Here is a 25313-nt window from a genome sequence, read left to right as displayed (position 1 = left end):
AGCTAAAATTTAGCTTCCTTTTTTTATTTTATGTTGAAATTGAAATTAAAGCGCTTCTCGCTTTGCTTTCTTTTCTTCTTTCATTTCTTGAAAACGTTCTAATAAAGCTCCACCAATCCAATAAGGAACAACAAATGTTAATAAAAATACCATTAACCAAAAGCCCATGGTTAAAATAGTTAAAAATGCTAAAAAGCCTAAATATTGGTCGAATTCAAACATAATCGGTGTGTTTCTAAATTATAGTTGTCGCAAATATAGATTAAATGCTTTTTTTATACAATAGCATTTAATATAAATCTTAAAAGTTTTTAAATTATTTTGAGTCCGGCTGTGGTGTCATTCTCAAATATGGCTTAATTTCTTTAAATCCTTTTGGGAAAATATCCGGAATATCTTTAGTATCTATACTTGGTGACACAACGCAATCGTCCCCGTTTTTCCAGTTAGCAGGCGTTGCAACCTGGTGATATGCTGTTAATTGTAACGAATCGATTACACGTAAAAGTTCATCGAAATTTCGTCCCGTTGAAGCGGGATACGTAATTATAAGTTTTACTTTTTTGTCAGGATCTATTACAAATATAGAACGTACCGTTAATTTATCGTTAGCATTAGGATGAATCATATCGTACAACTCGGATACTTTATGATCTTCATCGGCAATAATAGGAAAATTAACAGTGGTGTTTTGCGTTTCGTTTATATCCTTAACCCACCCCTTATGCGATTCCAATCCGTCTACACTTAAGGCTACAACCTTTACATTACGTTTATCAAATTCGTCTTTATATTTAGCCACTGTACCTAACTCTGTAGTACATACTGGTGTATAATCTGCTGGATGCGAAAATAAAATCCCCCAACTATCTCCTAACCATTCATGAAAATTAATCTCACCTTCTGTAGATTGTGCTGTAAAATTTGGAGTGATGTCTCCTAATCGTATTGTTGACATAATTGTATAAATTTAGTGATTATTAAATGCCTACTAAATTAATAGGTTTATAGAAGATATTCAACAAACTCATCTTAAGATTATCTTAAATTTTAGTTATTAAAAATATACCTATTAAGAATAAAAAAGAAGTTGAAAATTGTTAAATTTGTTACTCATTAAATTATAACAAAATGGACTATCGTATAGAAAAAGACACCATGGGCGAGGTAAAAGTACCTGCTGATAAACTTTGGGGAGCTCAAACAGAACGCTCTCGTAACAACTTTAAAATAGGACCATCGGCATCGATGCCTTTAGAGATTGTTTATGGATTTGCATATTTGAAAAAAGCCGCGGCCTATTCAAATTGTGAATTAGGTGTACTTTCAGAAGAAAAACGGGATTTAATAGGACAAGTTTGCGATGAAATTTTAGAAGGAAAACACGACGATCAATTTCCTTTAGTGGTTTGGCAAACGGGTTCTGGTACACAAAGTAACATGAATGCTAACGAGGTTATTGCAAACCGAGCACATCAACTTGCTGGTAAAGTTATTGGAGAGGGTGAAAAAACCATTCAGCCTAACGATGATGTAAATAAATCTCAATCGTCTAACGATACGTTCCCAACAGGAATGCATATTGCAGCTTACAAGAAAATAGTTGAGACCACAATTCCTGGTGTGACTCAACTTCGCGATACACTTTTAAAAAAATCGGAAGAATTTAAAAACGTTGTAAAAATAGGACGTACGCATTTAATGGATGCGACACCACTTACTTTAGGTCAGGAATTTTCGGGATATGCGGCCCAGTTAAGTTATGGTTTAAAAGCATTAGAGAACACACTGCCTCATTTAAGCGAATTGGCATTAGGAGGAACAGCTGTAGGAACAGGTTTAAATACACCTAAAGGATATTCTGAAAATGTAGCGGGTTACATCGCAGAGTTTACAGGATTACCACTTATTACTGCCGAAAATAAATTTGAAGCATTAGCCGCTCACGATGCTATTGTAGAATCTCATGGCGCCTTAAAACAATTAGCGGTGTCTTTAAACAAAATCGCTAACGATGTTAGAATGATGGCTTCTGGACCACGAAGTGGAATTGGAGAAATTATTATCCCTGCAAACGAACCAGGAAGTTCAATCATGCCAGGAAAGGTTAATCCAACGCAATGTGAAGCCTTAACTATGGTTTGTGCGCAAGTCATTGGTAACGATGTTGCTATTTCTATGGCAGGAGCACAAGGACATTACGAACTTAACGTGTTTAAGCCAATTATGGCCGTTAATTTCTTACAGTCGGCTCAATTAATTGGAGATGCTTGTGTGAGTTTCGATATTCACTGTGCTGCAGGAATTGAACCAAATTATCCAAAAATTAAGGAATTACTAAACAGTTCTTTAATGCTTGTTACGGCTTTAAATACTAAAATTGGTTATTATAAATCTGCTGAAATTGCAAATACAGCGCATAAAAATGGTACAACTCTAAAAGAAGAGGCTGTAAATTTAGGATATGTAACTGCTGAAGAATATGACGCCTGGGTAAAACCAGAAGACATGATTGGAAGTTTATCTTAATCCACCAATACATAAAATTAAAAATCCCATGCCGTTACTAAGCATGGGATTTTTTATACCTCCTAAATAAAACTTTATCGCTTAAAAAAAGGGTTAAAGATTTCGCTTTACTTTTTATTTTTTAGATTTAGGTTGCGCTTCCTGAGGTGCCGAAGGTTTTTCGGCTAGTTCGAATAAATCAAGGTATGCTTGTCCTAGATACGAGATCACATCTGAGGCAATTAAACTTTGATAGCCTTTAAATTCAATCGCTAAATCTGCAGATTTTCCATGTAAATACATCCCGAAGCAAGTTGCTTCTAACGCGGTGTAACCTTGCGACACCAATCCTGTGATAATACCTGTTAACACATCTCCGGTTCCAGCTGTCGCCAATCCTGGATTCCCAGTAGAATTTATATATAATTTATCTTGATAAACCGCTATCGAATTTGCGCCTTTAATAAGTATTAGTATCTTATATTTTTTGGCAAACGCTTTGGCCTTCTTTAATTTATCAAAATCGTCTTCCCACGCCCCTATTAAACGTTCTAATTCTTTAGGATGCGGTGTTAATATAGTATCTTCCTTTAAGTACTTTAATAGCTCTTTATTTTTAGAGAGTATATTTATTCCATCGGCATCTATAACTAAAGGCACAGTATTCGCTTTTAAAAATGATTCGAACGCCACTAACGTTTTTTCGTCTGTACCTATGCCAACACCTATTCCAATATGTGTTGGTTTAATATTGAAATCAATATGTGTAATCTTATCCTCATCGCTATCGGTAATAACCATAGCTTCAGGAAATGCTGTTTGTAAAGGTATATAGCCGCATTTTGGTGTAAAGGCAGTAACTAATCCTGCTCCCGATGCTAAAACGGCTCGACTAGCTAGTTGAACTGCTCCTATTTTGCCATAACTCCCACCAATAATTAAGGCGTGACCAAATTTTCCTTTGTGAGAAAATTTATCGCGTTGCTTATACATAGGTAATACATCTAATTTACCTAAAATATGGGCTTCGGTTTCTGTTTCTTGCAAATACTGCGGATCTATCCCGATATCAAGAGCTTCCCATTGATCTATATATTTAGAAGTTTCGGGTAAGAAAAAAACCAGTTTAGGCGTTTGAAAGCTTAAAATAAGATTAGAATGCACCACTTCATCTTCATGTTTAGGTACACGATCTATAAATAAACCCGAAGGAATATCTACTGAAACCGTTAAAGCTTTAGACGTCTTAAAATGTTTAAATAAATTAACTACCCAATCGGCTATTGGTCGGTTTAATCCCACCCCAAAAATAGCATCTACTATTATATCCTGATCGGAGATTACGGGAAGATCGTCACCCTTATGTAGGGATACCGGCCAGTCTTTTGTAGTTTCTTTTAAGCGTTCATAATTAACTAAAAAATCTTGAGAGCGTTTATCGCTAAAATCAACTATAAACGTTTTTACATTATAACCATGAGTAATTAAATGTCTGGCCAAAACCAAACCATCGCCGCCATTATTTCCTATACCACAAAATACTAAAATAGGAACAGGCGCACCTTGTAGTCTCGCGTCTAACCAATTAAACAGACTTGTTCCCGCGCGCTCCATGAGATCGGCAGAGCTAATATTTTGTTTTTGAATAGTTAATCTATCACCTTCGTAGATTTGTTCTTTAGAAAAAATTTTCATCCTTAAATATTTTACAATAATCATTAAAGATTATTCAGTTAAACAGAATTAAAATGGTTTTAAATAAACGATTTAAGCGTAACAGTAAATAATCTGTAAAAAATTATAATACATTTTTTTATAACAGTAAAAGTAATACATTTGAGAAGTTTAGTAGTAGAAAATGCAAAATACAGAACATACAATTCAATTAATTTCTAGACCAACTATCGTTGGTAGCATTGCTATGATCATTATTTCTATTTCAAACATTATTACCCCTTGGGGTAATTAATTATATATCTTCCGTCCATACAAGTTGTAATTTTATGTTACAATACTCAAACAATAAGCTATTAAATTTATACAATCTACTTTAAAATGAAAGTATTAAAATTCGGAGGAACATCTGTAGGGTCCTCAAAAAACATAACCAATGTCGTATCTATCTTAACCAATTATGCCAAAACAGATAAGGTTATTTGTGTGGTTTCTGCTGTTGGCGGCGTTACCGATAAGTTACTAGAAGCTGGACAATTAGCACAGTCTAAAAACAGTGCTTACGCAGACGCTTTTTCAAACATAAGAACAATTCATTTAAATATTATTAAGGAATTAATTCCGTCTAATAATGAAACTGTTTTAGAAGAAGTTGAAGCCCGTTTAGCATCTTTAAAAAATCTTTTAGATGGTATTTTCTTAATCAACGAATTATCGCCTAAAACATCGGATAAATTGGTGAGTTATGGTGAATTATTATCATCTTTCATTATTGCTGAAACTTTAAAAAGTCAGGGTGCAAATGCAGAGCGTAAAAACAGTCAAGAATTAGTAACTACCAATTCTAACTTTACAAAAGCAGAAGTAAACTACAGCATTACAAATAAAAACGTACAGGACTATTTTAAAAATAGTACATTCGATATCACCATCTTACCAGGATTTATTTCTAAATCGGTTACTGGTGAAATTACAACTTTAGGTCGTGGCGGTTCAGACTTTACTGCAGCCATTGTTGCGGCGGCTTTAAAAGTAGATCAATTAGAAATCTGGACAGATGTTAGCGGTATGTATACGGCAAACCCTAAGATGGTAAAACAAGCACTGCCTATAGATAAATTATCGTATCAAGAAGCGATGGAATTATCTCACTTTGGAGCAAAAGTACTATACCCACCAACGGTTCAGCCTGTATTAAGTCTGCAAATTCCAATTCATATTAAAAACACTTTAGAACCAGATGCTGTTGGAACTATTATTTCTAAAGATGGAAGTAACGTAAACAATGCCGCAAAAGGTATTACAAATATTAGTAATGTTGCTTTACTTACGCTTCAAGGAAACGGGATGGTTGGAATCCCAGGATTCTCTAGACGTTTGTTCCAAACTTTAGCACAAGAAAAAATAAATGTCATTTTAATTACTCAAGCGTCTTCAGAACATTCTATCTGTTTTGGAATTGATGAAAAAGATGCCATTTCTGCAAAATCTGCAATCGATACAGAATTTGAAAACGAAATTTCACTGAATAAAATAGACCCTATTCTTGTAGAAAGTAACTTATCAATTATCGCCCTTATTGGCGATAGTATGAAAAGTCATCAAGGTATTAGCGGTAAAATGTTTAGTGCTTTAGGAAAAAATAATATTAATATTAGAGCAATAGCACAAGGCGCGTCAGAACGTAATATTTCTGCAATCATTGCACAAAAAGATATCAAGAAAGCTCTAAATATCTTACACGAGGTCTTCTTTGAAGGTAACACTAAACAACTTAATGTGTTTATCACAGGTGTTGGTAATGTTGGAGAGCGTTTGGTAGAACAAATTAAACAACAACGTAAATACTTAAAAGAGAATCTAAAAATTAACCTTCGCGTTGTTGGATTATCCAACTCTAGAAAAATGATTTTTAATGATGAAGGTTTATCATTAAAAAACTGGAAAGAACAATTAGCAAACGAAGGAGAAGATGCTACATTAGACGGGTTTTACGAATCTATTAAAAACCTAAATTTACGTAACAGTGTCTTTGTAGATGTTACCGCGAATAAGGATGTGGCAGATTTATATGCCAAGTACTTAAAAGAAAGTATTGCGGTTGTAGCGTGTAATAAAATTGCTTGTTCTAGCAAACTAGAAAAGTATAAAGAATTAAAACAATTATCTTTTAAATATAACGCGCCTTACTTATTTGAAACGAATGTTGGTGCAGGTTTACCTGTAATTGATACGTTAAATAATTTAATAGCTTCAGGAGATAAAGTAACCTCTATTCAAGCGGTATTATCAGGAAGTTTAAACTTTGTCTTTAATAACTTTAACGATACAACTAAGTTTTACGATGTAGTAAAACAAGCCGCGGCCGAAGGGTATACAGAACCAGATCCTCGAATTGATTTAAGTGGTGTAGATGTTGCAAGAAAAATATTAATTCTTGCTCGTGAAAGTGGTACTGAAATGGATTTAGAAGATATTGAAAACACCTCATTTTTATCTGAAGCTGGAGTAAAAAGTGATACGGTAGACGATTTTTACCAAACTTTAATTGCGGACGAAGCACATTATCAGAAATTATATGCTTCTGCTAAAGCTAATAACAGTCAGCTAAAATATGTAGCCGAATTTAATAACGGTGAAGCTAAAGTTGGATTAAAAGAAATCCCAGAAGGACACCCTTTCTATAATTTAGAAGGAAAGGACAATATCGTTATGTTTTACACGAAACGTTACCCAGAACAGCCAATGATTATTAAAGGTGCTGGTGCTGGAGCAGATGTTACGGCTTCTGGATTATTTGCAGACATTATACGCATAGGAAACAACTAATTTAATATCAAAAGACAATTTTTATCTACAGATATAAATGAAGTTGTCACTTTAGAACTTATGAATGAATTAAGAATATTTTCGCCTGCCACCGTGGCAAATGTCTCTTGCGGATTCGACGTATTAGGCTTTTGCTTAGATAGTATTGGCGATGAGATGGTGATTAGAAAAACCGATAAAAAAGGTATTTTTATTACTAAAATTGAAGGTTACGATTTACCGTTCGAAGCAGAAAAAAATGTGGCGGGCGTATCTGCACTTGCCATGTATGAAGACGCTAAACCTGATTTTGGTTTCGAGATTGAAATTTATAAAAACATTAAACCTGGAAGTGGCGTTGGTAGTAGTTCTGCAAGCGCTGCAGGTAGTGTTTTTGGTATGAATGTATTGTTGGGACGACCATATAATAACACAGAGTTATCTTATTTCGCGATGAAAGGTGAAGCTTTAGCCAGCCAAAGTGAACACGCCGATAATATTGCTCCTGCCCTATTTGGAGGTTTTACATTAGTAAAAAGCGTATCGCCTTTAGAGATTTTAGAAATCCCGACACCAAATAATTTATACGCTACAATTATTCATCCGCAAATAGAAATTAAAACATCAGAAGCACGAGCAATTTTACCAAAAGAGGTGGCTTTAAAGGATGCCATTTTGCAATGGGCAAATGTAGGAAGCTTAATCCACGGTTTGCATACAAATAATTACGGATTAATAGAACGATCGTTACACGACGCTATTGTAGAGCCTCATAGAAGTAAACTCATTCCGCTATATAACGATGTTAAAGTCGCTGCAAAAACAGCTGGTGCCCTAGGAAGTGGTATTTCTGGCTCTGGTCCATCTATATTCTCGCTTTGTGAAGGTATTGAAAACGCGAAGAAAGTAGAACAAGCCATACGTAAAGTATACGCCAATAGCGCTATAGAATTCGATACTTATGTATCGAAAATTAATGCTGAAGGCATGAAGATATTGAATTAATACAAACAAAAAAGCTAAGACAAAAACCAAAAAAAACGCTATGAATTATTTTAGTTTAAACAAAACAGCTCCCAATACAACGTTCAGGGATGCTGTAATTAAAGGACTTGCTCCGGATAGAGGTTTATACTTCCCAGAAACTATTACGCCTTTACCAGACTCTTTTTTTGAGACTATCGATACACTTTCACATTCAGAAATTGCTTTCGAAGCGATAAAACAATTCGTGTCTCCAGAAATTCCTGAAGCCGATTTAAAAGCAATAGTTGAAGACACATTGTCTTTCGATTTTCCGATTGTAGAACTAAATAAGAACATTTCATTTTTAGAATTATTCCACGGTCCAACCATGGCGTTTAAAGATGTAGGTGCGCGTTTTATGGCACGTTGCTTAAGTCATTTTTCTAAGGATGATGCCAAACAAGATGTAACAGTTTTAGTAGCAACCTCTGGAGATACTGGTGGCGCCGTAGCTAATGGATTTCTAGGTGTAGAAGGTGTAAAAGTGGTTATACTTTATCCAAGTGGTAAAGTGAGTGATATTCAAGAAAAGCAATTAACAACGTTAAAGAAAAATATTACAGCTTTAGAGGTTGATGGCACGTTTGACGATTGCCAAGATATGGTTAAACAAGCCTTTTTGGATACAGAAATAACAGACCATATGAAATTAACATCGGCAAATTCTATAAATGTTGCCCGATGGTTACCTCAGTTGTTCTACTTTATGTTTGCTTATAAACAACTGCATAAAAAATACGATAATATAGTATTCTCTATTCCTAGCGGAAACTTCGGAAATGTATGTGCTGGTATGATGGCGCAACAACTAGGATTGCCTATAAAACATTATATCGCATCGAATAACGAGAACAACGTAGTGACTAGATATTTAGAATCTGAAAGCTACGATGTAAAACCATCTGTACAAACTATTTCTAATGCTATGGATGTCGGGAACCCAAGTAACTTTGTAAGAATTCAGGAGATTTATAAAAATGATTTTAATCTTTTAAAGGACAATTTATCCTCTTACAGTTTCACCGATGAAGAAACAAAAGAAGCGATGAAAGAAATATATAACGACTACAGTTACGTAGCCGATCCTCATGGTGCAGTAGGTTATTTAGGTGCAAAAAATTATATTAACTCGCATCCAGAAGCGCATTGTGTATGTTTAGAAACGGCACACCCTACAAAATTTTTAGATGTTGTTGGAGAAGTTATTCCTGAAAATATCGAGCTTCCAGCTCAAATTTTAGCGGTAATGGACAAGAAGAAAAAATCTATAAAAGTTAGCACGTATACCGATTTAAAGCAATATCTTTTGAATCGCTAAGAAAAACCTATTCAATTTAAAAAAAATGGCCATAACCGTAGATGTTATGGCCATTTTTTATTTCCATAACCACCACTCTGCTTTAAAACCTAAATAATAACCCCAACGTTGTTCTCCCATAAATTGCAAAGATAATAATGAAGTTCGGCTAAGAAATGAAAACAATCTGTTATAAAATATGCATTTCAACAACCTATAGTAAAATCGGATTTACGGTTATACGTTTGTTTTCCAATATAGATTATTCATAATGCGCTCCGACAAATCTTATCCTTAAAATACTAAATCCATTAAAAACATATCTGTCTAAAATATTTAATACCGTTTCATTTACAAGCACCAAAGAATATGCACTATTAAAGTTTAGAGACTCATTTAGCGCAACATACGTGAGTCTCGGTTTAGAAACACCTATCGTCTCTATTGATATTTCCATTTTCGTATAGCTAAGATAAAGTCAAAAGAGTACATCTTCATCTGATTAAAGTCTCTACAATAACCACCAACGATTGCGCTCTAAGCCTTTATATTTAACTGTATTTTATATTCGGAGTCCGTTTAAAACAGATAAATTTCAATACTTTTGTGCAACAATCAATTTTATAGTAAATGAAAAATACAGCATTAACAGCTACACACGAAGCTCTTGGAGCGAAAATGGTTCCTTTTGCGGGATACAATATGCCAGTTCAATATGATGGTGTAAATATAGAGCACGAAACGGTTAGAAAATCGGTTGGTATTTTTGATGTCAGTCATATGGGAGAATTTTTAATTGAGGGCCCAAATGCGTTAGCTTTAATCCAGAAAGTAAGTAGTAACGATGCTACTAAATTAACTATTGGAAAAGCACAATACAGCTATTTACCTAACGATGATGGCGGTGTTGTAGACGATTTACTAATTTATAAATTAAAGGAAGAAACCTACCTTTTAGTGGTTAATGCAAGTAATATTGAGAAAGATTGGAATTGGATTTCTTCTAAAAACGACGTTGGTGCAGAGATGCGCGATTTAAGTGCAGAGTATTCTCTATTAGCCATTCAAGGCCCTAAAGCCATTGAAGCTATGCAACCACTTACAAGTCATGACTTATCTGCCATTAAGTTTTACACTTTTGAAGTTGGAGATTTTGCAGGTATAGAAAATGTAATTATATCTGCTACGGGATATACAGGAAGTGGTGGTTTCGAAATTTACTGTAAAAATAGTGAAGCCAAACAAATCTGGGATAAAGTTGTTGAAGCTGGTGCAAAACCAATCGGACTAGCAGCACGTGACACCTTACGCTTAGAAATGGGATACTGCTTATACGGAAATGATATAAACGACACGACCTCGCCTTTAGAAGCTGGCTTAGGTTGGGTTACTAAATTCACGAAGACATTCACTAATTCTGAAGCTTTATTAGTTGAAAAAACAGAAGGTGTTAAAAATAAATTAGTGGCCTTTACATTAGACGAGCGTGGTATTCCGCGTCACGATTACGATATCGTAGATAATGATGGTAACAAAATAGGAATTGTAACTTCTGGAACCATGTCTCCTTCTTTAGGAATTGGTATTGGATTAGGTTATGTCCCTAAAGACTATGCAGTAGTAGATGGTAAAATAAACATTCAGATTCGTAAAAAAGCCATTCCTGCGACCGTTGTAAAATTACCGTTTTACAAAGGATAATATAGAATTACTTCTCAGGAAGACGATACATGAAGGAGAACAGAAGTAAACATAGAATATTAATTTTAGGAGCAAGTGGCTTTATTGGCAATGCCATATATAAAGAGCTTTGCTCCTATTTTAATACGTTTGGAACCTACAATATAGCACGAAAAGAATTTGAAGATAATCATCATTTTTTTCAATATAATGTTGAAGAAGACGATGTTTTTGAAATTCTTGAAGCCGTTCGACCAACCATAATTATTTCGGCTGTTCGAGGCGATTTTTCAGCTCAAGTGATCGCTCACACCCATTTGGCCGAATATATATTAGCTACAAATACAAAACTTATTTTTATCTCTTCGGCTAATGTTTTCGATGCCTACAGCCAGTTTCCAAGCTACGAATTAGACAAAACCTTAAGTCATAGTGTTTACGGGCATTTCAAAATTAAAATTGAAAATATGCTTATGCGACTACCCGTAAAACAAGTGATTATCTTAAGACTGCCTATGGTTTTCGGAACACAATCGCCAAGAATAAAAGAAATAAAACAGCATTTACACGAGAAAACCCCCATTGAAATCTTTCCGAATTTAATAATGAATGTGACTACAGACTCTAAAATCACACAGCAAATCCATTATTTAATTAACCGAGACGCATTCGGTATCTTTCATTTAGGCAGTTCCGATTTGGTACATCATGACGAATTCATCGCTGAGATAATTTCATCTATCGGATTATTTAACCCGATTTTAAAACAGGTTTACACCACAAATAACGATCGCTATTTGGCCGTTTTACCTAAAGAAAATCTATTACCCAATCACTTACAAGTTTTAAGTAAACAAATCTTAACAGAACTACAAGTCTGATTGATTTTAAACTTAAAAAGCACTATTTTTAAGAGCACAAAAAAGAAATTAATTATGAGCAAATTATCAGAAAACGATATTGAAAAACGTTTATTACAATTTCCTGAATGGGAATATTATGAAGACGCTATACATGCCGAATTTGAATTTGAGAATTTTAAAGATTGCTTTAGCGCTATGAGCCGTATCGCCTTTGAATGTGAAGCCCTAAACCATCATCCAGAATGGACTAATGTGTATAATGTACTTACAATAACATTAACCACTCACAGTGAAAAAGGAGTTACAGCAAAAGATTTTAAATTGGCAGAAGCAATAGAATCTATAGTTGAACCAGAAGACGATTAAATTTATCACAGTTGGTATTATTTTCTTTAAATTTGCAACCGACTTAATACAAAATTAAAATACATAAGAAATGGGAAGAGCTTTTGAATTTCGTAAAGCACGCAAAATGAAACGTTGGTCTGCCATGAGTAAAGCATTTACTCGTATTGGTAAAGACATTGTAATGGCAGTTAAAGAAGGTGGTCCTGATCCGGATAGTAATGCGCGATTAAGGGCGGTAATTCAGAATGCCAAAGCCGTTAACATGCCTAAAGACAATGTAGAACGTGCCATAAAACGTGCAAGCGACAAAAGTTTAGGCGATTTTAAAGAAGTCCTTTTTGAAGGTTATGCACCTCATGGAATTGCTATTTTAGTAGAAACAGCAACCGATAATAACACCAGAACTGTAGCCAATGTTCGTAGTTATTTTAACAAATGCGACGGAAGCTTAGGTACTTCGGGTTCTGTAGTATTTATGTTTGACCATACTTGTAATTTCAGAATTAATGCGGAAGGACTAGATCCTGAAGAGTTAGAGTTAGAATTAATAGATTTTGGTGCTGAAGAAATTTTCGCAGACGACGATGGTATTATGATTTACGCGCCTTTTGAAAGTTACGGAGCTATTCAATCGGAGTTAGAAGCTAGAGAAATAGAAATTCTATCTTCTGGATTTGAACGTATACCACAAGTTACAAAAGCGTTATCTAAAGAAGATGCTGCAGACGTAGAGAAACTTTTAGAAAAGATTGAAGAGGACGATGATGTGCAAAACGTGTACCACACTATGCAAGAATCTACCGAAGAGGAAGAATAGAACTTTATTAAAATAAAAGGTATTAAAGAGGACTATATACACGTCCTCTTTTTTTATTCAATTTTTTAAGTATAATGAATATGAATAAAATTTTAAAACCTATAAATAACTGATGAGGGTTTTGTAAATTTGGAATCCTTAAAAACATTTACCTATTTTATCATATGTCTTACATTAAGCGTATAGAATCAGAATTATCGCAATTACAACACGAAATTCGTAATCATAAATTATACAACGTCCTTCAAAATACGGAGGATGTGAAATTGTTCATGGAGCACCATGTCTATACCACATGGGATTTTATGTCGTTAGTAAAAACATTACAATTACAATACACGTCTTTTAAATTACCATGGGTACCTAATAAAAACCCTGAGATATTTAAATTTATAAATGAAATCGTTGCCGCCGAAGAAAGTGATGTTAACGAATTAGGTCAAACTAAAAGTCATTTTGAAATGTACTTAGATGGTATGGAACAGATTGGAGCCAATACCACGCTTATTACAACATTTACAGAGCTTATTGAAAATAAAATACCGGTTTCTAAAGCTGCCAAACTGGTCTATATTCCTGATTTTATAAAAGATTTTATTGAGTTCACGTTTAATATTATAGCGAAAGAAAAGCCTCATGTTATGGCTGCCGTTTTTATTTTTGGAAGAGAAGATATTAATTCTGAAAAGGTTTTAAATATTGTGAGCAATATTGAAACTACAGATAATCCGTGTACTAAACTTACCTTTTTATTAAATCGTTATTTGTATTTAAAACAAGAAAATCATCGCGCGGTAGCTTACAAAATGCTTCACGAACTTTGCGGTACAGATATGGTAAAATGGGAAGAAGTATTAACTGTTGCTAAAGAAGCTTTAGAGCATAGAGTGATACTTTGGGACAATATTTACAACATAATAAAAACACAAAAAGAAGAGCTAGCTTAATACGCTACTCCTCTTTTTTTATTTCTTAAACCTCTAAAGGTATGAATTGGATTTTACTAGTAATTGCTGGCCTATTCGAAGTTGGTTTTGCCACTTGTTTAGGAAAAGCAAAATATGCCGAAGGTACTATTGCTACCTATTGGTATATTGGTTTTGTAATATGCTTGGCCATTAGTATGACCCTTTTACTTAAAGCAACAGAAACCTTACCTATAGGTACCGCTTATGCTGTGTGGACTGGAATTGGGGCAGTTGGAACTGTTTTAGTAGGTATTTTTATTTTTAAGGAACCAGCCGATTTTTGGCGCATATTCTTTATTTCTACATTGATACTTTCCATTTTAGGCTTAAAATATGTGTCGCATTAATCGATCTCAAAACTATATTCTGGCACTTTACCTTTTACACCTTTAAAAAAGCTTTTCATATATTTAAAATCGGCTTCCATATTATCTGTTGGATAAAAGGGTTTTGAAATTTTATTTTGCTTTTTACCAAAATCGAATGTTACCATAACAATAGGCACATTTGCTTCTTTAGCAATATAATAAAACCCAGATTTCCATTCGGTTACTTTTTTTCGTGTGCCTTCCGGAGCTAAGCTTAACCGAAGTTCGTCATGAGTTTCAAACATTTTAGCAATAGATTGCACTTTATTTTGCCCAGGAGTTCTATCTAAAGCAACACCTCCAACTTGTTTAAGGTACCAACCTAAAACTCCTTTAAAGAGTTCTTTCTTTCCTATAAAATTTATAGGTGTGTCTTTTATTTTTCGAAGTAATAAACCAATATAAAAATCGTGCCAACTGGTATGAGGGACCGCAATTACCATATACTTCTTTAAATCGGCTGGAAAATCACCAATAACCTTCCATTTCATCAGTTTAAAATAAATAAACTTATATAGCGATTTCATCATATTGTTTTACTTTAAAATACCTTACATGAGTTCGTACATGCTACGTAACTTCGCTCTGGTTATTGTTTTTTGCCAGTTCGACCCCAATGCATTCTCCCACAGTGGCACTAAACCTAAGGCTACATCTATCATTTTATTAAAATCGGCATCACTTAAATCTTTACAAATACCTTGTGGTAATTCTATATTATGCTTGGCTTTCATCTCTTTAAACATTTTCACGCCTTCAGGATAAAATTCTTCTAACTGATCAAAAACAATACAATTACCAACACCATGTTTTGTTCCTAGTAAATACGACAAACCATAACTCATAGCATGCGCAATGCCTACTTGCGAATAGGCAATGCTCATTCCGCCATGCCAAGACGCCATCATTAATTTATCTTCGGCTTCTTTTTTCGACAAATGATCTCCCAAGAAAATGTCTTTACATAACTCTAATGCTTTCTCGCCATAACTCTGACTAAAGGCATTAAGGTAGGTTCCTGTAAGCGATTCTATACAGTGAATATAACAATCCATACCCGTATAAAACCACTGCTGTTTAGGCACATCCGAAATAAGTTCTGGATCTAAAAGCACCTGATTAAACGGTGTAAAATCTGAGTTAATTCCTAATTTTTTTTCTGGTCCAGTTAATACCGTTGTACGCGACACTTCCGCACCCGTACCCGAAATTGTAGGAATACCTACATGATAAATAGCGGGTCTTCTAACTAAATCCCAACCCTGATATTCATGTGTTTCACCTTCGTTAGTTAACATAATAGCCACCGCTTTTGCTAAATCTAAAAGCGTACCACCTCCTATTCCAATAACTCCTGAAGGGCGGTCTTTAAACTTTAATATTATATGTTCTACTAAGGCATCTACTTGTGATGTTTTAGGTTCTTCTTCGGCCGAAATAAAAATTATTTCATCTTCATAAGACAGCGGAATTCTTGAGGTTAACGCTTCGTTACCCTGAAATACATCGTCTACTAAAAAGATAAATGGTGCGTTTACATTTAATCGTTTTAAAAGTAAAATTTCTTCTAGCTGATTAAAACTACCTCGTCCAAAAACGACATTGGACACCATAGGAAAATTTTTAAAATTCATTATATATTGCGTAATAATGTATGTTTATCTTATTTTAAAAACGGCAACAAATCCGATAATTGCTGTACCGTTTTATAGGCTTTACCGTTTGTTTCTTGTTCTGTAACCTGTTCATGAATCCATGTGGTATGAAATGGAACATGAACGGCCTGTGCTTTGAGATTTATTAATGGTAGTACATCCGATTTTAACGAATTTCCAATCATTAAAAACTCGCTTGGTTTAATATCCAAGTGATTCAATAAATTTGAATAGTTTTCTTCTTTTTTATCGCTAACCACCTCGATATGATGGAAATAATGAAGTAATCCAGATTGCTTTAACTTGCGTTCCTGATCTAATAAATCGCCTTTAGTGATTACAATTAAGCGATACGATTCTGATAGTGTCTTTAGCACAGATTCTACGCCGTCTAACAACTCGACAGGCTTACTAATCATGTCTTTTCCAATATCTAAAATGGCTTGTATAGTGGTATTTGAAACGGTGTTATTAGATAATTCTAAAGCCAACTCAACCATAGATAGCACGAAACCTTTTATACCATACCCATAAATTGGTAAGTTTTTAAGCTCCATTTTAAATAACTCCTGATCGATTTGGTTTTTGGTTTCGTACTTAGATAACAACTTACCAAATGCGTCTTCGGCATCTCTAAAATAGGTTTCGTTAACCCAAAGCGTATCATCGGCATCAAAACCTATAACTTTAATGTTACTGTAATCTATTTCCATAATTTTTTAGCACGTTCTAAATCTTCTGGCGTATCAATTTCTACCCCCTGAACATCTGTTTCTACCATTTTAATGCGCTTGCCGTATTCTAAATACCGGATACATTCAATTTTCTCTGAAGCTTCTAAAGGCTTCATTGGCAACTTATAAAAATCTAAAATGGCATCCTTTCTAAAGGCATAAACGCCTTTATGTTTAAAATATTTAGCACCAACATCTTTGTCTCGCGGATAAGGAATTGGACTTCTAGAAAAGTACAAAGCGAAGTTAAAATTATCGACAATAACCTTAACAGTATTTGGATTATTAATTTCGTCCTGCTCTGTAATGTGTACCATTAATGAAGCCAAATCGATTTGTTTTTCGGCATCATCTTTAAAGACTTCTATTAATTTACGTAACGATTCTACATCTGTAAAAGGTTCGTCTCCTTGAACATTAACCACAATGTCTATGTCTAAATCGGCAACAGCTTCAGCAATACGATCACTACCACATTCGTGTTCTTTAATACTCATTATGGCCTTACCGCCATTATCTATAATTTCCTTATAGATAATATCGCTATCTGTAACCACAATAACATCGTCGAATAAATGAGTAGCCACAGTCGCTTCGTAAGTTCGCAAGATTACTGTTTTTCCGCCTAAATCTTGCATTAACTTCCCTGGAAATCGGGACGCGCTATATCGCGCAGGAATCATTGAAATTATCTTCATATAATAAAACTAAGTCAGTTTCAAAAATAGGACATTTATAGAACAAAATTGGTGTGCTTTCTCCTAAACTTTTTATAAGACTGCATTCTAAACGACCTTCTTTTAAATAAAATATAATGGCACACATAAATTATATCCATTTTTTGTATCTTCCTTAAAATTTTAATTAAAAAAAAACAAAATCATGTCTGGTATATTAGATTTATTAAACAGTGACTTAGGAAAAGGTCTTGTTAGCAACCTTGCTGGTCAAACAGGTCAGGACACCAACAAAACAGGAGATTTACTAACTATGGCACTACCCGTGCTAATGCAAGCAATGAATAGAAATGCTACGGCCTCTCCAGAAGGAGCCGATAGTATATTAAATGCATTAAACGACAAACATGACGGCAGTATTTTAGATAACTTAGAAGGTTACTTTAATGGTGGTGTAGACGCAAGTGAAATTAATGAAGGTAGTCAGGTTTTAAACAGTGTATTAGGTACGAAACAAGCCAATGTAGAAAACGCTTTAAGTCAGAAATCAGGAATTGATGCGGGAACCGTTTCTCAAATTCTAAAAATGGCCACTCCGCTTATTATGGGATATTTAGGTCAACAAAAACGCCAGAATAACGTTACAAATTCAAGTGATTTAGGAAGTATGCTAGGTGGATTAGTTCAAGGGAATTCGCCACAACAAGAACAAAGTTTTCTAGAATCTATATTAGATGCAGATGGTGATGGTAGTATCGTAGACGATGTTGCTGGTATGTTTTTAGATGGAAAAACAAGCTCTAAAGACAATGGTGGTCTTGGTGGCATGTTAGGCGATTTGCTTAAATAGAAACTCCAACATATACATTAAAAGCCAAGTATTAAATTACTTGGCTTTTTTGTGTCTTAACATCGCATACTTTTATGTCTGAACTAAAAATTGTAATTTTAATAAAATGCATGAAACTATGAAAGCGCTATATTTTGTTATTATAATAAGTCTGTGTTGTATTGGATGTAATGCCACTAAAACCAATAAGGCGACTTCTTCTACTCCATCCGAAGTAAATATTTCGGAGAATGATACCCTTAGAATTGAAAATGACAGCCTAGAATACGAAGTCATTATTATAGAACCCGGATTTAATAGTTGGCTATTAAGCACAGCCAAACCCGAGGGTTATTATTCACAACAGTATTTAGAATCTAAAAATTATATTTATGTTGTAGAATGGAATAATAGAGTACGAATGCCATCTCGGTACGATCCTAATTTATACGAATTAACTATAGATTATAGACCAGATATAGATTACGGCTACGAAGTGAATTACAAAATGTATAATTATTTCATTTATTTTCAGTTAAAATACAATCAGAAATTGTCTGGCGCTTTTCCTAGAATTTAATATATATTTGCAGCTGCAATGATTTATGGAAAAATTTAAACAACATTGGGATATCGAGAAAAATTGGCAATTTGTCTTTCCAATTACTGGATTTCTAATTCTAATATATAGTGCCTTTAAAATTTCTCGATTAATTTTCGGGGATACAAACAGTATGCTGCTAGTTTTAGGCACAGCACTACTCACTTATGTACTTTTAAAATTCTTCTTATTTCTATTTAAAAAGTTAGAAAATAAATGGGTTTTAGATTATAAATGGGAAATGATTCGTGTATTCATGGTGTTTGCCGTTACTGGATCTTCATCTTTATTTATCGGTCGCCCAATTATTAAGTGGCTAGGCATTACCAAAGATAATTTAAGTCCGTTTTTATACTGGACACTATACATACTTGTAGGAATTATTTTTTATCAGATTCTATTGGTTTTCTTCGGATGGCTTTTCGGTCAGTTTGAATTTTTCTGGAAATTTGAAAAGAAAATGCTACGCCGTTTTGGATTAAAACGGTTTGTAGATTAATATGCAAAACGTAAAAAAACATATCGTTTTTAAACTTTTCACATTTTTTATAGTAATTACCTTGCTAACACCTTCTTTTGTGAAGTTTACGCATGTGTTTGAAGTACATAAACGTGAAGTCTGCCATGGCGAACACCAAACACATTTACACACGGCAGATATAGATTGTGAGTTCTATAAATTTCAATTAAATCATCATTTTACAATTCCTGTAATTTTTGAAGACATTCCTTTTGTTGAAGAAAATCACGAATTAATTACATCTCAATATTACTTCTCAAGTACGTTTCAATTACGTCATTTCTCCTTACGAGGACCTCCTAGTTATATTTAAACACAGACTGACAAACAAATAACCATCAGTGTTTTAACTTATTTTAAATATAACAACAATGAGATTATTCTTAATTATGTTATTATGTTTTATTGCTTCTCCTGTTGTAGCACAAAATATAATACAAGGTCGAGTTACTGAAGACGCGACCAAAACTTCAATTCCGTATGCCGACGTTTATTTCCCCCAACTTGAAAAAGGTGGTATTTCAGACGAAAATGGAAATTTTAAAATTGAAAACCTCCCAGCGGGAACTTATAAATTAGTGTGTTCGTCTCTGGGCTACGAAACCTTTTCTAAAAATATTACAGTACCTTATACTGGTACATTGCAAGTTACACTAAACACATCGGTTACAGAAATGGAAGAAGTGATTGTGTCTACACCATTTCATAAATTACAGCGCGATAATGTGATGAAAGTAGAACACGCAAAAATTTCCGATTTAAAAGCTAGTGGTGCCGTAACTCTTGCAGAAGGCATAACCAATATTCCAGGTGTAGAAAGTATAACTACAGGAATGAGTATTGGAAAGCCTGTAATTCGCGGACTTAGTTCTAACCGTGTTTTAGTTTACACACAAGGCGTACGTTTAGAAAATCAGCAGTTTGGAGACGAACATGGTTTAGGTGTAAGCGATGCCGGAATTGAAAGTGTAGAAGTTATTAAAGGTCCAGCTTCCCTACTCTATGGGAGCGATGCTTTAGGTGGTGTGTTGTATTTAAATCCTGAACGTTTTGCAAATCAAGATGAAACTCATGGTGATTTTGGTGCTACATATTACGGAAACACTCAAGGAATAAGCTCTAACGTAGGGTATAAAACATCTGGTAACGGATTTAAATTTTTAATCCGTGGTAGTCTAGCAGAACATGCCGATTACGATACTAAAGATTACCGCGTAACCAACACTCGATTTAAAGAAAAAGATTTAAAAGCGGGTTTCGGATACCAAGACACCCACTTTAAAACCGAATTTAGATACAATTTAAACGATTCTAAATTAGGAATTCCAGAAGGTATTGGAGCGCAGTCTACAAACAAATCGCCACTATTACCTTACCAACAAATCACAAATCATATTTTTAGTTCTAAATCTAATATCTTTTTTAGAGATTCTAGTTTAGACATTACTCTAGGGTATTTATATAACGATAGGAAAGAATTTGAGGAAGAACATGATCACGACGACCATGCCGATGAACACGACCATGATGATCATGACGATCACGATACAGATGATGTATTAGATGATCACGACGATCATGACGACCACGACGATCTAGAGGACTTACATCCTGCACTTCACATGAAATTAAAGACATTTAATTACGATGTAAAATACCATATGCCTGTTTTAGGAAAGTTCGAAACCATTGTTGGTGCTCAAGGTATGAATCAGACCAATACCAATTACGGCGAAGAAACTTTGATACCAAATGCGACTACTAATGATATTGGTATTTTAGCCATGTCTCATATTCATTTCGATAAAATGGATATACAATTAGGAGCACGATTTGACAATAGAACGATATCTAGCGAAAATGATTTAGATAAAACATATAACAGTTTTAACGGTGCTGCTGGTGTAAAGACAAATATTGCAAACAACACTTCCTTGCGTTTAAATGTTGCAACTGGTTTTAGAGCACCAAACCTTGCCGAACTTACATCTTATGGTTCGCACGAAGGTACAAATCGTTTTGAAATTGGAGATGCTAATTTAGAAACCGAACAAAACATCCAGACAGATTTAGCTTTAGAATATAAAAACAGACACATTGAAGTATTTGTAAACGGATTTTACAACAAAGTAAATAATTACATATACCTATCTCCGAATGGCGAGTTGATAAACGACGATCCCGTTTACTTATACCTTCAGGACGATGCGGCATTATACGGTGGAGAAGTTGGGATTCATTATCATCCGCACCCTATACATTGGTTACATTTTGAAAGTAGTTTTGAAACGGTTACAGGAAAACAAGATACGGGAGATTATTTACCTTTAATTCCTGCTAACAACTTTAAAAACACAATCCGAGTAGAGTTTGAAAACAACTGGATTAAAAAAGGGTTTGCTTTTGTAAAACTAAGTTCAACTTTAGCACAAAAACAAGTAAGTGCATTTGAAACTCATACCAACGGGTATAATCTTTTAAGTACAGGTTTTGGAGGCGATTTTCAAGTGTTTAATAACACTTTAAATGTTAGTATTACAGGAAGTAACTTAACCAATAAACAATATATTAATCACTTATCTAGATTAAAATCTGATGGTATTTATAATATAGGACGAAATATTAGTGTAGGCTTAACGTATAAAATATAGCCTTAAAAACGCATTAAGAATTATCAATAGAAAAGTCCCTTAAATTAGGGACTTTTTTGATTTTATCGTTTTGGCATTATCTTTATTAGAACTAAATACATAGGTATAAAACCACATGAGAGTAAATGTTGGTACAACATCCAATCCTGGCATGGCTTCCTCTAAAAACGAAATCCCTGCTGCGATTTTACCTTGCTGCCCTTTATATAATTTAGTCATGATATATGCCGAAATTGGAGCCCAGATAATATCTGTAAATTCTCCAATCCCAGGAAAAACAAAACTTAAAAACCCTACGCCATCTAGTAGTAAAGACAGGGCTAATTTTTTATAATTTTTAGTTCTTGACATAAATATCGTTTAATGTTATGTAACTCCTTAATTGCAAGAAACATACCAAATATGTTTTATGACAAATCTGCACTTATCAACTTTAAGAATTCATTCCGCGTTTCAATTTTTTCAAATTGTCCACGAAAACCAGATGTTGTAGTAACCGAGTTTTGTTTTTGTACACCACGCATCATCATACACATATGGCTAGCTTCAATAACCACTGCTACGCCTTGAGGTTTCAAGGTATCGTTTATACAATCTAAAATCTGTTTGGTTAAGCGTTCTTGCACTTGCAAACGTCTTGCAAAAACATCTACAATTCTAGGTAATTTACTTAATCCTACAATATGACCGTTAGGAATGTAAGCAATGTGCGCTTTTCCAAAAAACGGTAACATATGGTGTTCGCAAAGGGAATATAATTCAATGTTTTTTACAATTACCATCTCATTATACGACTCTTTAAACATCGCACTTTTTAAAATTTCAGCGGCATCTAAATCATATCCTTGAGTTAAAAACTGCATGGCTTTAGAGGCACGTTCGGGCGTTTTTTGTAAGCCTTCGCGAGACACATCCTCCCCAATATCATCAATAATAGATTCGTATTGTGCTTTTATACGATCTGTCGTTTCTAAATTATACTCTTCGTAATGTTTATATGGCATCGCTGTTTTATTTTGAGATATCAAAGGTAGAGATTTTAATCTTTACAGTTCTAAAATAGAGCATTTACAAAATTCGTAAGAAGGTATCCGCGCTGTACATGTGTAAAGTAGTACTTCATTCCTTTTAGTTCTACCGCAACACATTAGGCAGTAATACCAAATCCGTATAAATCAAAATCTATTAAATTTTTGTGAGTTCGTTTTTAAAGTATTACTTTAATCAGCTTAATTACAATGCATGATTCAAGCTAAAAACATTCATAAATATTACGACGATTTTCATGTTCTAAAAGGTGTAAATCTTCATATAAAAAAAGGAGAAATTGTTTCAATAGTTGGCGCTTCTGGAGCAGGAAAAACCACTTTAATTCAAATTCTAGGCACCTTAGATTCTCCTTCGAAAACAGAAGCTTGCGAACTCGTTATCAACGGTGTTAACATTCAAGATTTATCGGAAAAAGGACTTGCTAAATTCAGAAATGAACATATTGGTTTTATCTTTCAATTTCATCAACTATTACCAGAATTTACGGCCTTAGAAAACGTGTGTATTCCGGCTTATATTAAAGGAAGTAACCCAAGTGAAGCAGAACCTAGAGCGAAGGAATTATTAGACTTTTTGGGATTATCGCATCGTTACAATCATAAACCTAATGAACTTTCGGGTGGAGAACAACAACGTGTTGCAGTAGCTCGAGCTTTAATAAATAATCCGAGTTTAATCTTTGCCGACGAACCTTCTGGAAATTTAGATAGTGAATCTGCAGAGCAGTTACACAGCCTATTTCTTAAATTACGCGAACAATTCGGGCAAACTTTTGTTATCGTTACTCATAATGAAGAATTAGCCAATTTAGCCGACAGAAAACTAGTTATGGTAGATGGAGATATTACAATCTAAAATAGAGAAATTTGGCAGTATTATAAAACGTTTTATATCGTTTTTAAAGGCACCCAATTTAGAAGATAAAAATCTTTTTATTGGATTCTCTAAGGCAAAAGTATTTATATCGGCACTTATTATAGCCTTTATAATTAATTTTTGCTTTACCATTGTTTTCTCCATAATTGAAGCGATGGGTTACGTTAGTTTTGAAGATCACGCGTCTACAAAGCTATTCGAAGATTATCCGCCTTACGTTATAGTGCTACTTGGTGTTGTGGTTGCTCCTATTTTAGAGGAATTATTTTTTAGAGGTCCAATTACCTTATTCCATACTAAATATTTTATCTACGTTTTTTACTTTTTCGCTATAACGTTTGGTCTTATACATATTACAAATTTCGAAATCACCAGAAATGTTTTAATATTAGCTCCAATTTTAGTGGGACCTCAAATAGTAATCGGACTCCTTCTAGGAGTCATTCGAATACAATACGGCTTGATATATTCCATATTATTCCACGCCATTTACAACGGTATTTTAATTATTCCTGCCGTTTTATTCATGACAGATTTATGACAAAAACTGAATTAAAAGATTTCCTAGATTCCAAAGTAATTGAATACAATAACCCTAATTTTATTGAAAGCGACCCGATACAAATCCCACATCAATTTACACTGAAAGAAGATATAGAAATCTCTGGATTTTTAACTGCTACAATATCTTGGGGCAATCGAAAAAGCATTATTAAAAATGCAAATCGTATGATGGAGTTACTAGACCATTCACCTTACGATTTTGTAATGAATCATTCCGAAACGGATTTAGACACCTTAAATGCTTTTGTTCATCGCACGTTTAACGGAGCCGATTTTGCACAATTCATTACCAGTTTAAAACACATTTACACCAATCATTACGGTTTAGAAGCACTCTTTGCAAAACACGCAGACACAGATTCTTTACAACCGGCAATCCATCAGTTTAAAAAGGTATTTTTCGAAGCGGAACATTTACAGCGCACACAAAAGCATATTAGTGATCCGATGAAGAATTCTGCTGCAAAGCGTATTAATATGTTTCTAAGGTGGATGGTAAGAAACGACAATACTGGGGTAGATTTTGGTATTTGGAATACCCTCTCGCCTGCTCAATTATCATGTCCGTTAGATGTGCACTCAGGCAATGTCGCTCGTAAACTAAAATTATTATCTAGAAAGCAAAACGACGGCAAAGCACTAAATGAATTGGATTTAGCCTTACGCAAACTGGATAAAACTGATCCTGTAAAATACGATTTCGCCCTATTTGGACTTGGTGTGTTCGAAGGGTTTTAACCTCCATTTTATTATATTTATAAACTTATATTATTATTCAACTTCAAAAAAAAAATAATTT

The 25313-nt window shown here is 34.1% G+C and carries 27 protein-coding genes; 18 read left to right on the top strand and 9 right to left on the bottom strand.

Going from position 1 to position 25313, the window contains the following annotated elements; translation table 11 throughout:
* Positions 1–45: 45 nt before the first annotated feature.
* Together AC0UBM_RS02685 and AC0UBM_RS02680 are read right to left on the bottom strand one after the other, a co-directional pair.
* Positions 46–222 carry a hypothetical protein gene (locus tag AC0UBM_RS02685; RefSeq protein WP_414034670.1) on the bottom strand — a complete coding sequence of 59 codons (177 nt, stop codon included), beginning with the start codon at positions 220–222 and terminating at the stop codon, positions 46–48.
* A gap of 94 nt (positions 223–316) precedes the next feature.
* Complete coding sequence (locus AC0UBM_RS02680; protein WP_475687553.1) at positions 317–958, bottom strand: peroxiredoxin; 642 nt, start codon at positions 956–958, stop codon at positions 317–319.
* Positions 959–1131: 173 nt separating this feature from the next.
* On the opposite strand from AC0UBM_RS02680, the gene fumC reads away from it, so the two are divergent.
* Positions 1132–2529: a class II fumarate hydratase gene (gene fumC, locus AC0UBM_RS02675; RefSeq protein WP_434036153.1), complete on the top strand. Its 1398-nt coding sequence runs from the start codon at positions 1132–1134 to the stop codon at positions 2527–2529.
* Between the two features lie 114 nt (positions 2530–2643).
* On the opposite strand, the gene AC0UBM_RS02670 is transcribed toward fumC, so the two are convergent.
* On the bottom strand, positions 2644–4203 hold the full coding sequence (locus AC0UBM_RS02670) for an NAD(P)H-hydrate dehydratase (RefSeq protein ID WP_475687552.1): 1560 nt from the start codon (positions 4201–4203) through the stop codon (positions 2644–2646).
* A gap of 360 nt (positions 4204–4563) precedes the next feature.
* Between AC0UBM_RS02670 and thrA the strand changes: the two genes are divergently transcribed.
* The 9 genes from thrA to AC0UBM_RS02625 all read left to right on the top strand — a co-directional run bounded on the left by thrA (position 4564) and on the right by AC0UBM_RS02625 (position 14336).
* Positions 4564–7011 (top strand): bifunctional aspartate kinase/homoserine dehydrogenase I, encoded by a 2448-nt coding sequence (gene thrA, locus AC0UBM_RS02665; protein WP_414034674.1) that lies wholly within the window; start codon positions 4564–4566, stop codon positions 7009–7011.
* A gap of 60 nt (positions 7012–7071) precedes the next feature.
* Positions 7072–7995, top strand: a complete 924-nt coding sequence (locus AC0UBM_RS02660) for a homoserine kinase (protein WP_414034675.1) — start codon at positions 7072–7074, stop codon at positions 7993–7995.
* 40 nt (positions 7996–8035) lie between these two features.
* A complete protein-coding gene (gene thrC / locus AC0UBM_RS02655) occupies positions 8036–9334 on the top strand; it encodes a threonine synthase (protein WP_475687551.1) in 1299 nt (432 codons plus the stop codon).
* Positions 9335–9943: 609 nt separating this feature from the next.
* Positions 9944–11014: a glycine cleavage system aminomethyltransferase GcvT gene (gene gcvT, locus AC0UBM_RS02650; protein WP_475687550.1), complete on the top strand. Its 1071-nt coding sequence runs from the start codon at positions 9944–9946 to the stop codon at positions 11012–11014.
* A gap of 29 nt (positions 11015–11043) precedes the next feature.
* Positions 11044–11874 carry a sugar nucleotide-binding protein gene (locus tag AC0UBM_RS02645; protein WP_475687549.1) on the top strand — a complete coding sequence of 277 codons (831 nt, stop codon included), beginning with the start codon at positions 11044–11046 and terminating at the stop codon, positions 11872–11874.
* A gap of 54 nt (positions 11875–11928) precedes the next feature.
* Complete coding sequence (locus AC0UBM_RS02640) at positions 11929–12222, top strand: 4a-hydroxytetrahydrobiopterin dehydratase (RefSeq protein ID WP_414034680.1); 294 nt, start codon at positions 11929–11931, stop codon at positions 12220–12222.
* A gap of 70 nt (positions 12223–12292) precedes the next feature.
* A complete protein-coding gene (locus AC0UBM_RS02635; protein WP_414034681.1) occupies positions 12293–13021 on the top strand; it encodes a YebC/PmpR family DNA-binding transcriptional regulator in 729 nt (242 codons plus the stop codon).
* Positions 13022–13185: 164 nt separating this feature from the next.
* A complete protein-coding gene (locus tag AC0UBM_RS02630; RefSeq protein ID WP_475687548.1) occupies positions 13186–13968 on the top strand; it encodes a DUF3050 domain-containing protein in 783 nt (260 codons plus the stop codon).
* 41 nt (positions 13969–14009) lie between these two features.
* Positions 14010–14336, top strand: a complete 327-nt coding sequence (locus tag AC0UBM_RS02625) for a DMT family transporter (protein WP_414034683.1) — start codon at positions 14010–14012, stop codon at positions 14334–14336.
* On the opposite strand, the gene AC0UBM_RS02620 is transcribed toward AC0UBM_RS02625, so the two are convergent.
* Genes AC0UBM_RS02620 through kdsB form a run of 4 tightly spaced genes read right to left on the bottom strand, consistent with a single transcriptional unit; the run spans position 14333 to position 17444 of the window.
* Positions 14333–14884, bottom strand: coding sequence for a 1-acyl-sn-glycerol-3-phosphate acyltransferase (locus AC0UBM_RS02620; RefSeq protein WP_475687899.1), 552 nt, complete (start codon positions 14882–14884; stop codon positions 14333–14335). The two genes, AC0UBM_RS02625 and AC0UBM_RS02620, sit on opposite strands and share 4 nt — an antisense overlap.
* Positions 14885–14908: 24 nt before the next feature.
* Positions 14909–15991 (bottom strand): iron-containing alcohol dehydrogenase family protein, encoded by a 1083-nt coding sequence (locus AC0UBM_RS02615; RefSeq protein WP_414034684.1) that lies wholly within the window; start codon positions 15989–15991, stop codon positions 14909–14911.
* Between the two features lie 29 nt (positions 15992–16020).
* Positions 16021–16725, bottom strand: coding sequence for an HAD family hydrolase (locus AC0UBM_RS02610; protein ID WP_434036157.1), 705 nt, complete (start codon positions 16723–16725; stop codon positions 16021–16023).
* The gene (gene kdsB / locus AC0UBM_RS02605; RefSeq protein ID WP_434036158.1) at positions 16716–17444 is read right to left on the bottom strand and encodes a 3-deoxy-manno-octulosonate cytidylyltransferase; all 729 of its coding nucleotides are present in this window, start codon (positions 17442–17444) and stop codon (positions 16716–16718) included. Before kdsB ends, AC0UBM_RS02610 begins: the two co-directional genes overlap by 10 nt.
* A gap of 184 nt (positions 17445–17628) precedes the next feature.
* Between kdsB and AC0UBM_RS02600 the strand changes: the two genes are divergently transcribed.
* The 5 genes from AC0UBM_RS02600 (at position 17629) to AC0UBM_RS02580 (ending at position 22024) form a co-directional block, all read left to right on the top strand.
* Positions 17629–18273: a DUF937 domain-containing protein gene (locus AC0UBM_RS02600; RefSeq protein ID WP_414034687.1), complete on the top strand. Its 645-nt coding sequence runs from the start codon at positions 17629–17631 to the stop codon at positions 18271–18273.
* 118 nt (positions 18274–18391) lie between these two features.
* Complete coding sequence (locus AC0UBM_RS02595; protein ID WP_475687547.1) at positions 18392–18832, top strand: DUF6146 family protein; 441 nt, start codon at positions 18392–18394, stop codon at positions 18830–18832.
* Between the two features lie 25 nt (positions 18833–18857).
* Positions 18858–19352 (top strand): DUF6787 family protein, encoded by a 495-nt coding sequence (locus AC0UBM_RS02590; RefSeq protein ID WP_414034689.1) that lies wholly within the window; start codon positions 18858–18860, stop codon positions 19350–19352.
* Position 19353: 1 nt separating this feature from the next.
* Positions 19354–19686, top strand: a complete 333-nt coding sequence (locus tag AC0UBM_RS02585) for a hypothetical protein (RefSeq protein WP_475687546.1) — start codon at positions 19354–19356, stop codon at positions 19684–19686.
* A 58-nt stretch (positions 19687–19744) separates the two neighbouring features.
* Positions 19745–22024 (top strand): TonB-dependent receptor, encoded by a 2280-nt coding sequence (locus AC0UBM_RS02580; RefSeq protein ID WP_475687545.1) that lies wholly within the window; start codon positions 19745–19747, stop codon positions 22022–22024.
* A 39-nt stretch (positions 22025–22063) separates the two neighbouring features.
* Here AC0UBM_RS02580 and AC0UBM_RS02575 read toward each other — a convergent pair whose 3' ends face one another.
* On the bottom strand, positions 22064–22375 hold the full coding sequence (locus AC0UBM_RS02575; RefSeq protein ID WP_414034692.1) for a hypothetical protein: 312 nt from the start codon (positions 22373–22375) through the stop codon (positions 22064–22066).
* Positions 22376–22431: 56 nt separating this feature from the next.
* Complete coding sequence (gene folE, locus AC0UBM_RS02570) at positions 22432–23028, bottom strand: GTP cyclohydrolase I FolE (RefSeq protein ID WP_414035074.1); 597 nt, start codon at positions 23026–23028, stop codon at positions 22432–22434.
* A gap of 238 nt (positions 23029–23266) precedes the next feature.
* Between folE and AC0UBM_RS02565 the strand changes: the two genes are divergently transcribed.
* Genes AC0UBM_RS02565 through AC0UBM_RS02555 form a run of 3 tightly spaced genes read left to right on the top strand, consistent with a single transcriptional unit; the run spans position 23267 to position 25252 of the window.
* A complete protein-coding gene (locus AC0UBM_RS02565) occupies positions 23267–23929 on the top strand; it encodes an ABC transporter ATP-binding protein (protein ID WP_475687544.1) in 663 nt (220 codons plus the stop codon).
* The gene (locus AC0UBM_RS02560) at positions 23910–24491 is read left to right on the top strand and encodes a CPBP family intramembrane glutamic endopeptidase (protein WP_475687543.1); all 582 of its coding nucleotides are present in this window, start codon (positions 23910–23912) and stop codon (positions 24489–24491) included. Before AC0UBM_RS02565 ends, AC0UBM_RS02560 begins: the two co-directional genes overlap by 20 nt.
* Positions 24488–25252, top strand: a complete 765-nt coding sequence (locus AC0UBM_RS02555; RefSeq protein WP_475687542.1) for a TIGR02757 family protein — start codon at positions 24488–24490, stop codon at positions 25250–25252. Before AC0UBM_RS02560 ends, AC0UBM_RS02555 begins: the two co-directional genes overlap by 4 nt.
* Positions 25253–25313 lie beyond the last annotated feature (61 nt).

This window comes from Formosa sp. F44 (assembly GCF_056238645.1).
Note: the sequence above shows the minus strand (reverse complement) of the source record. Positions and strands in the feature narration are given on the sequence as shown.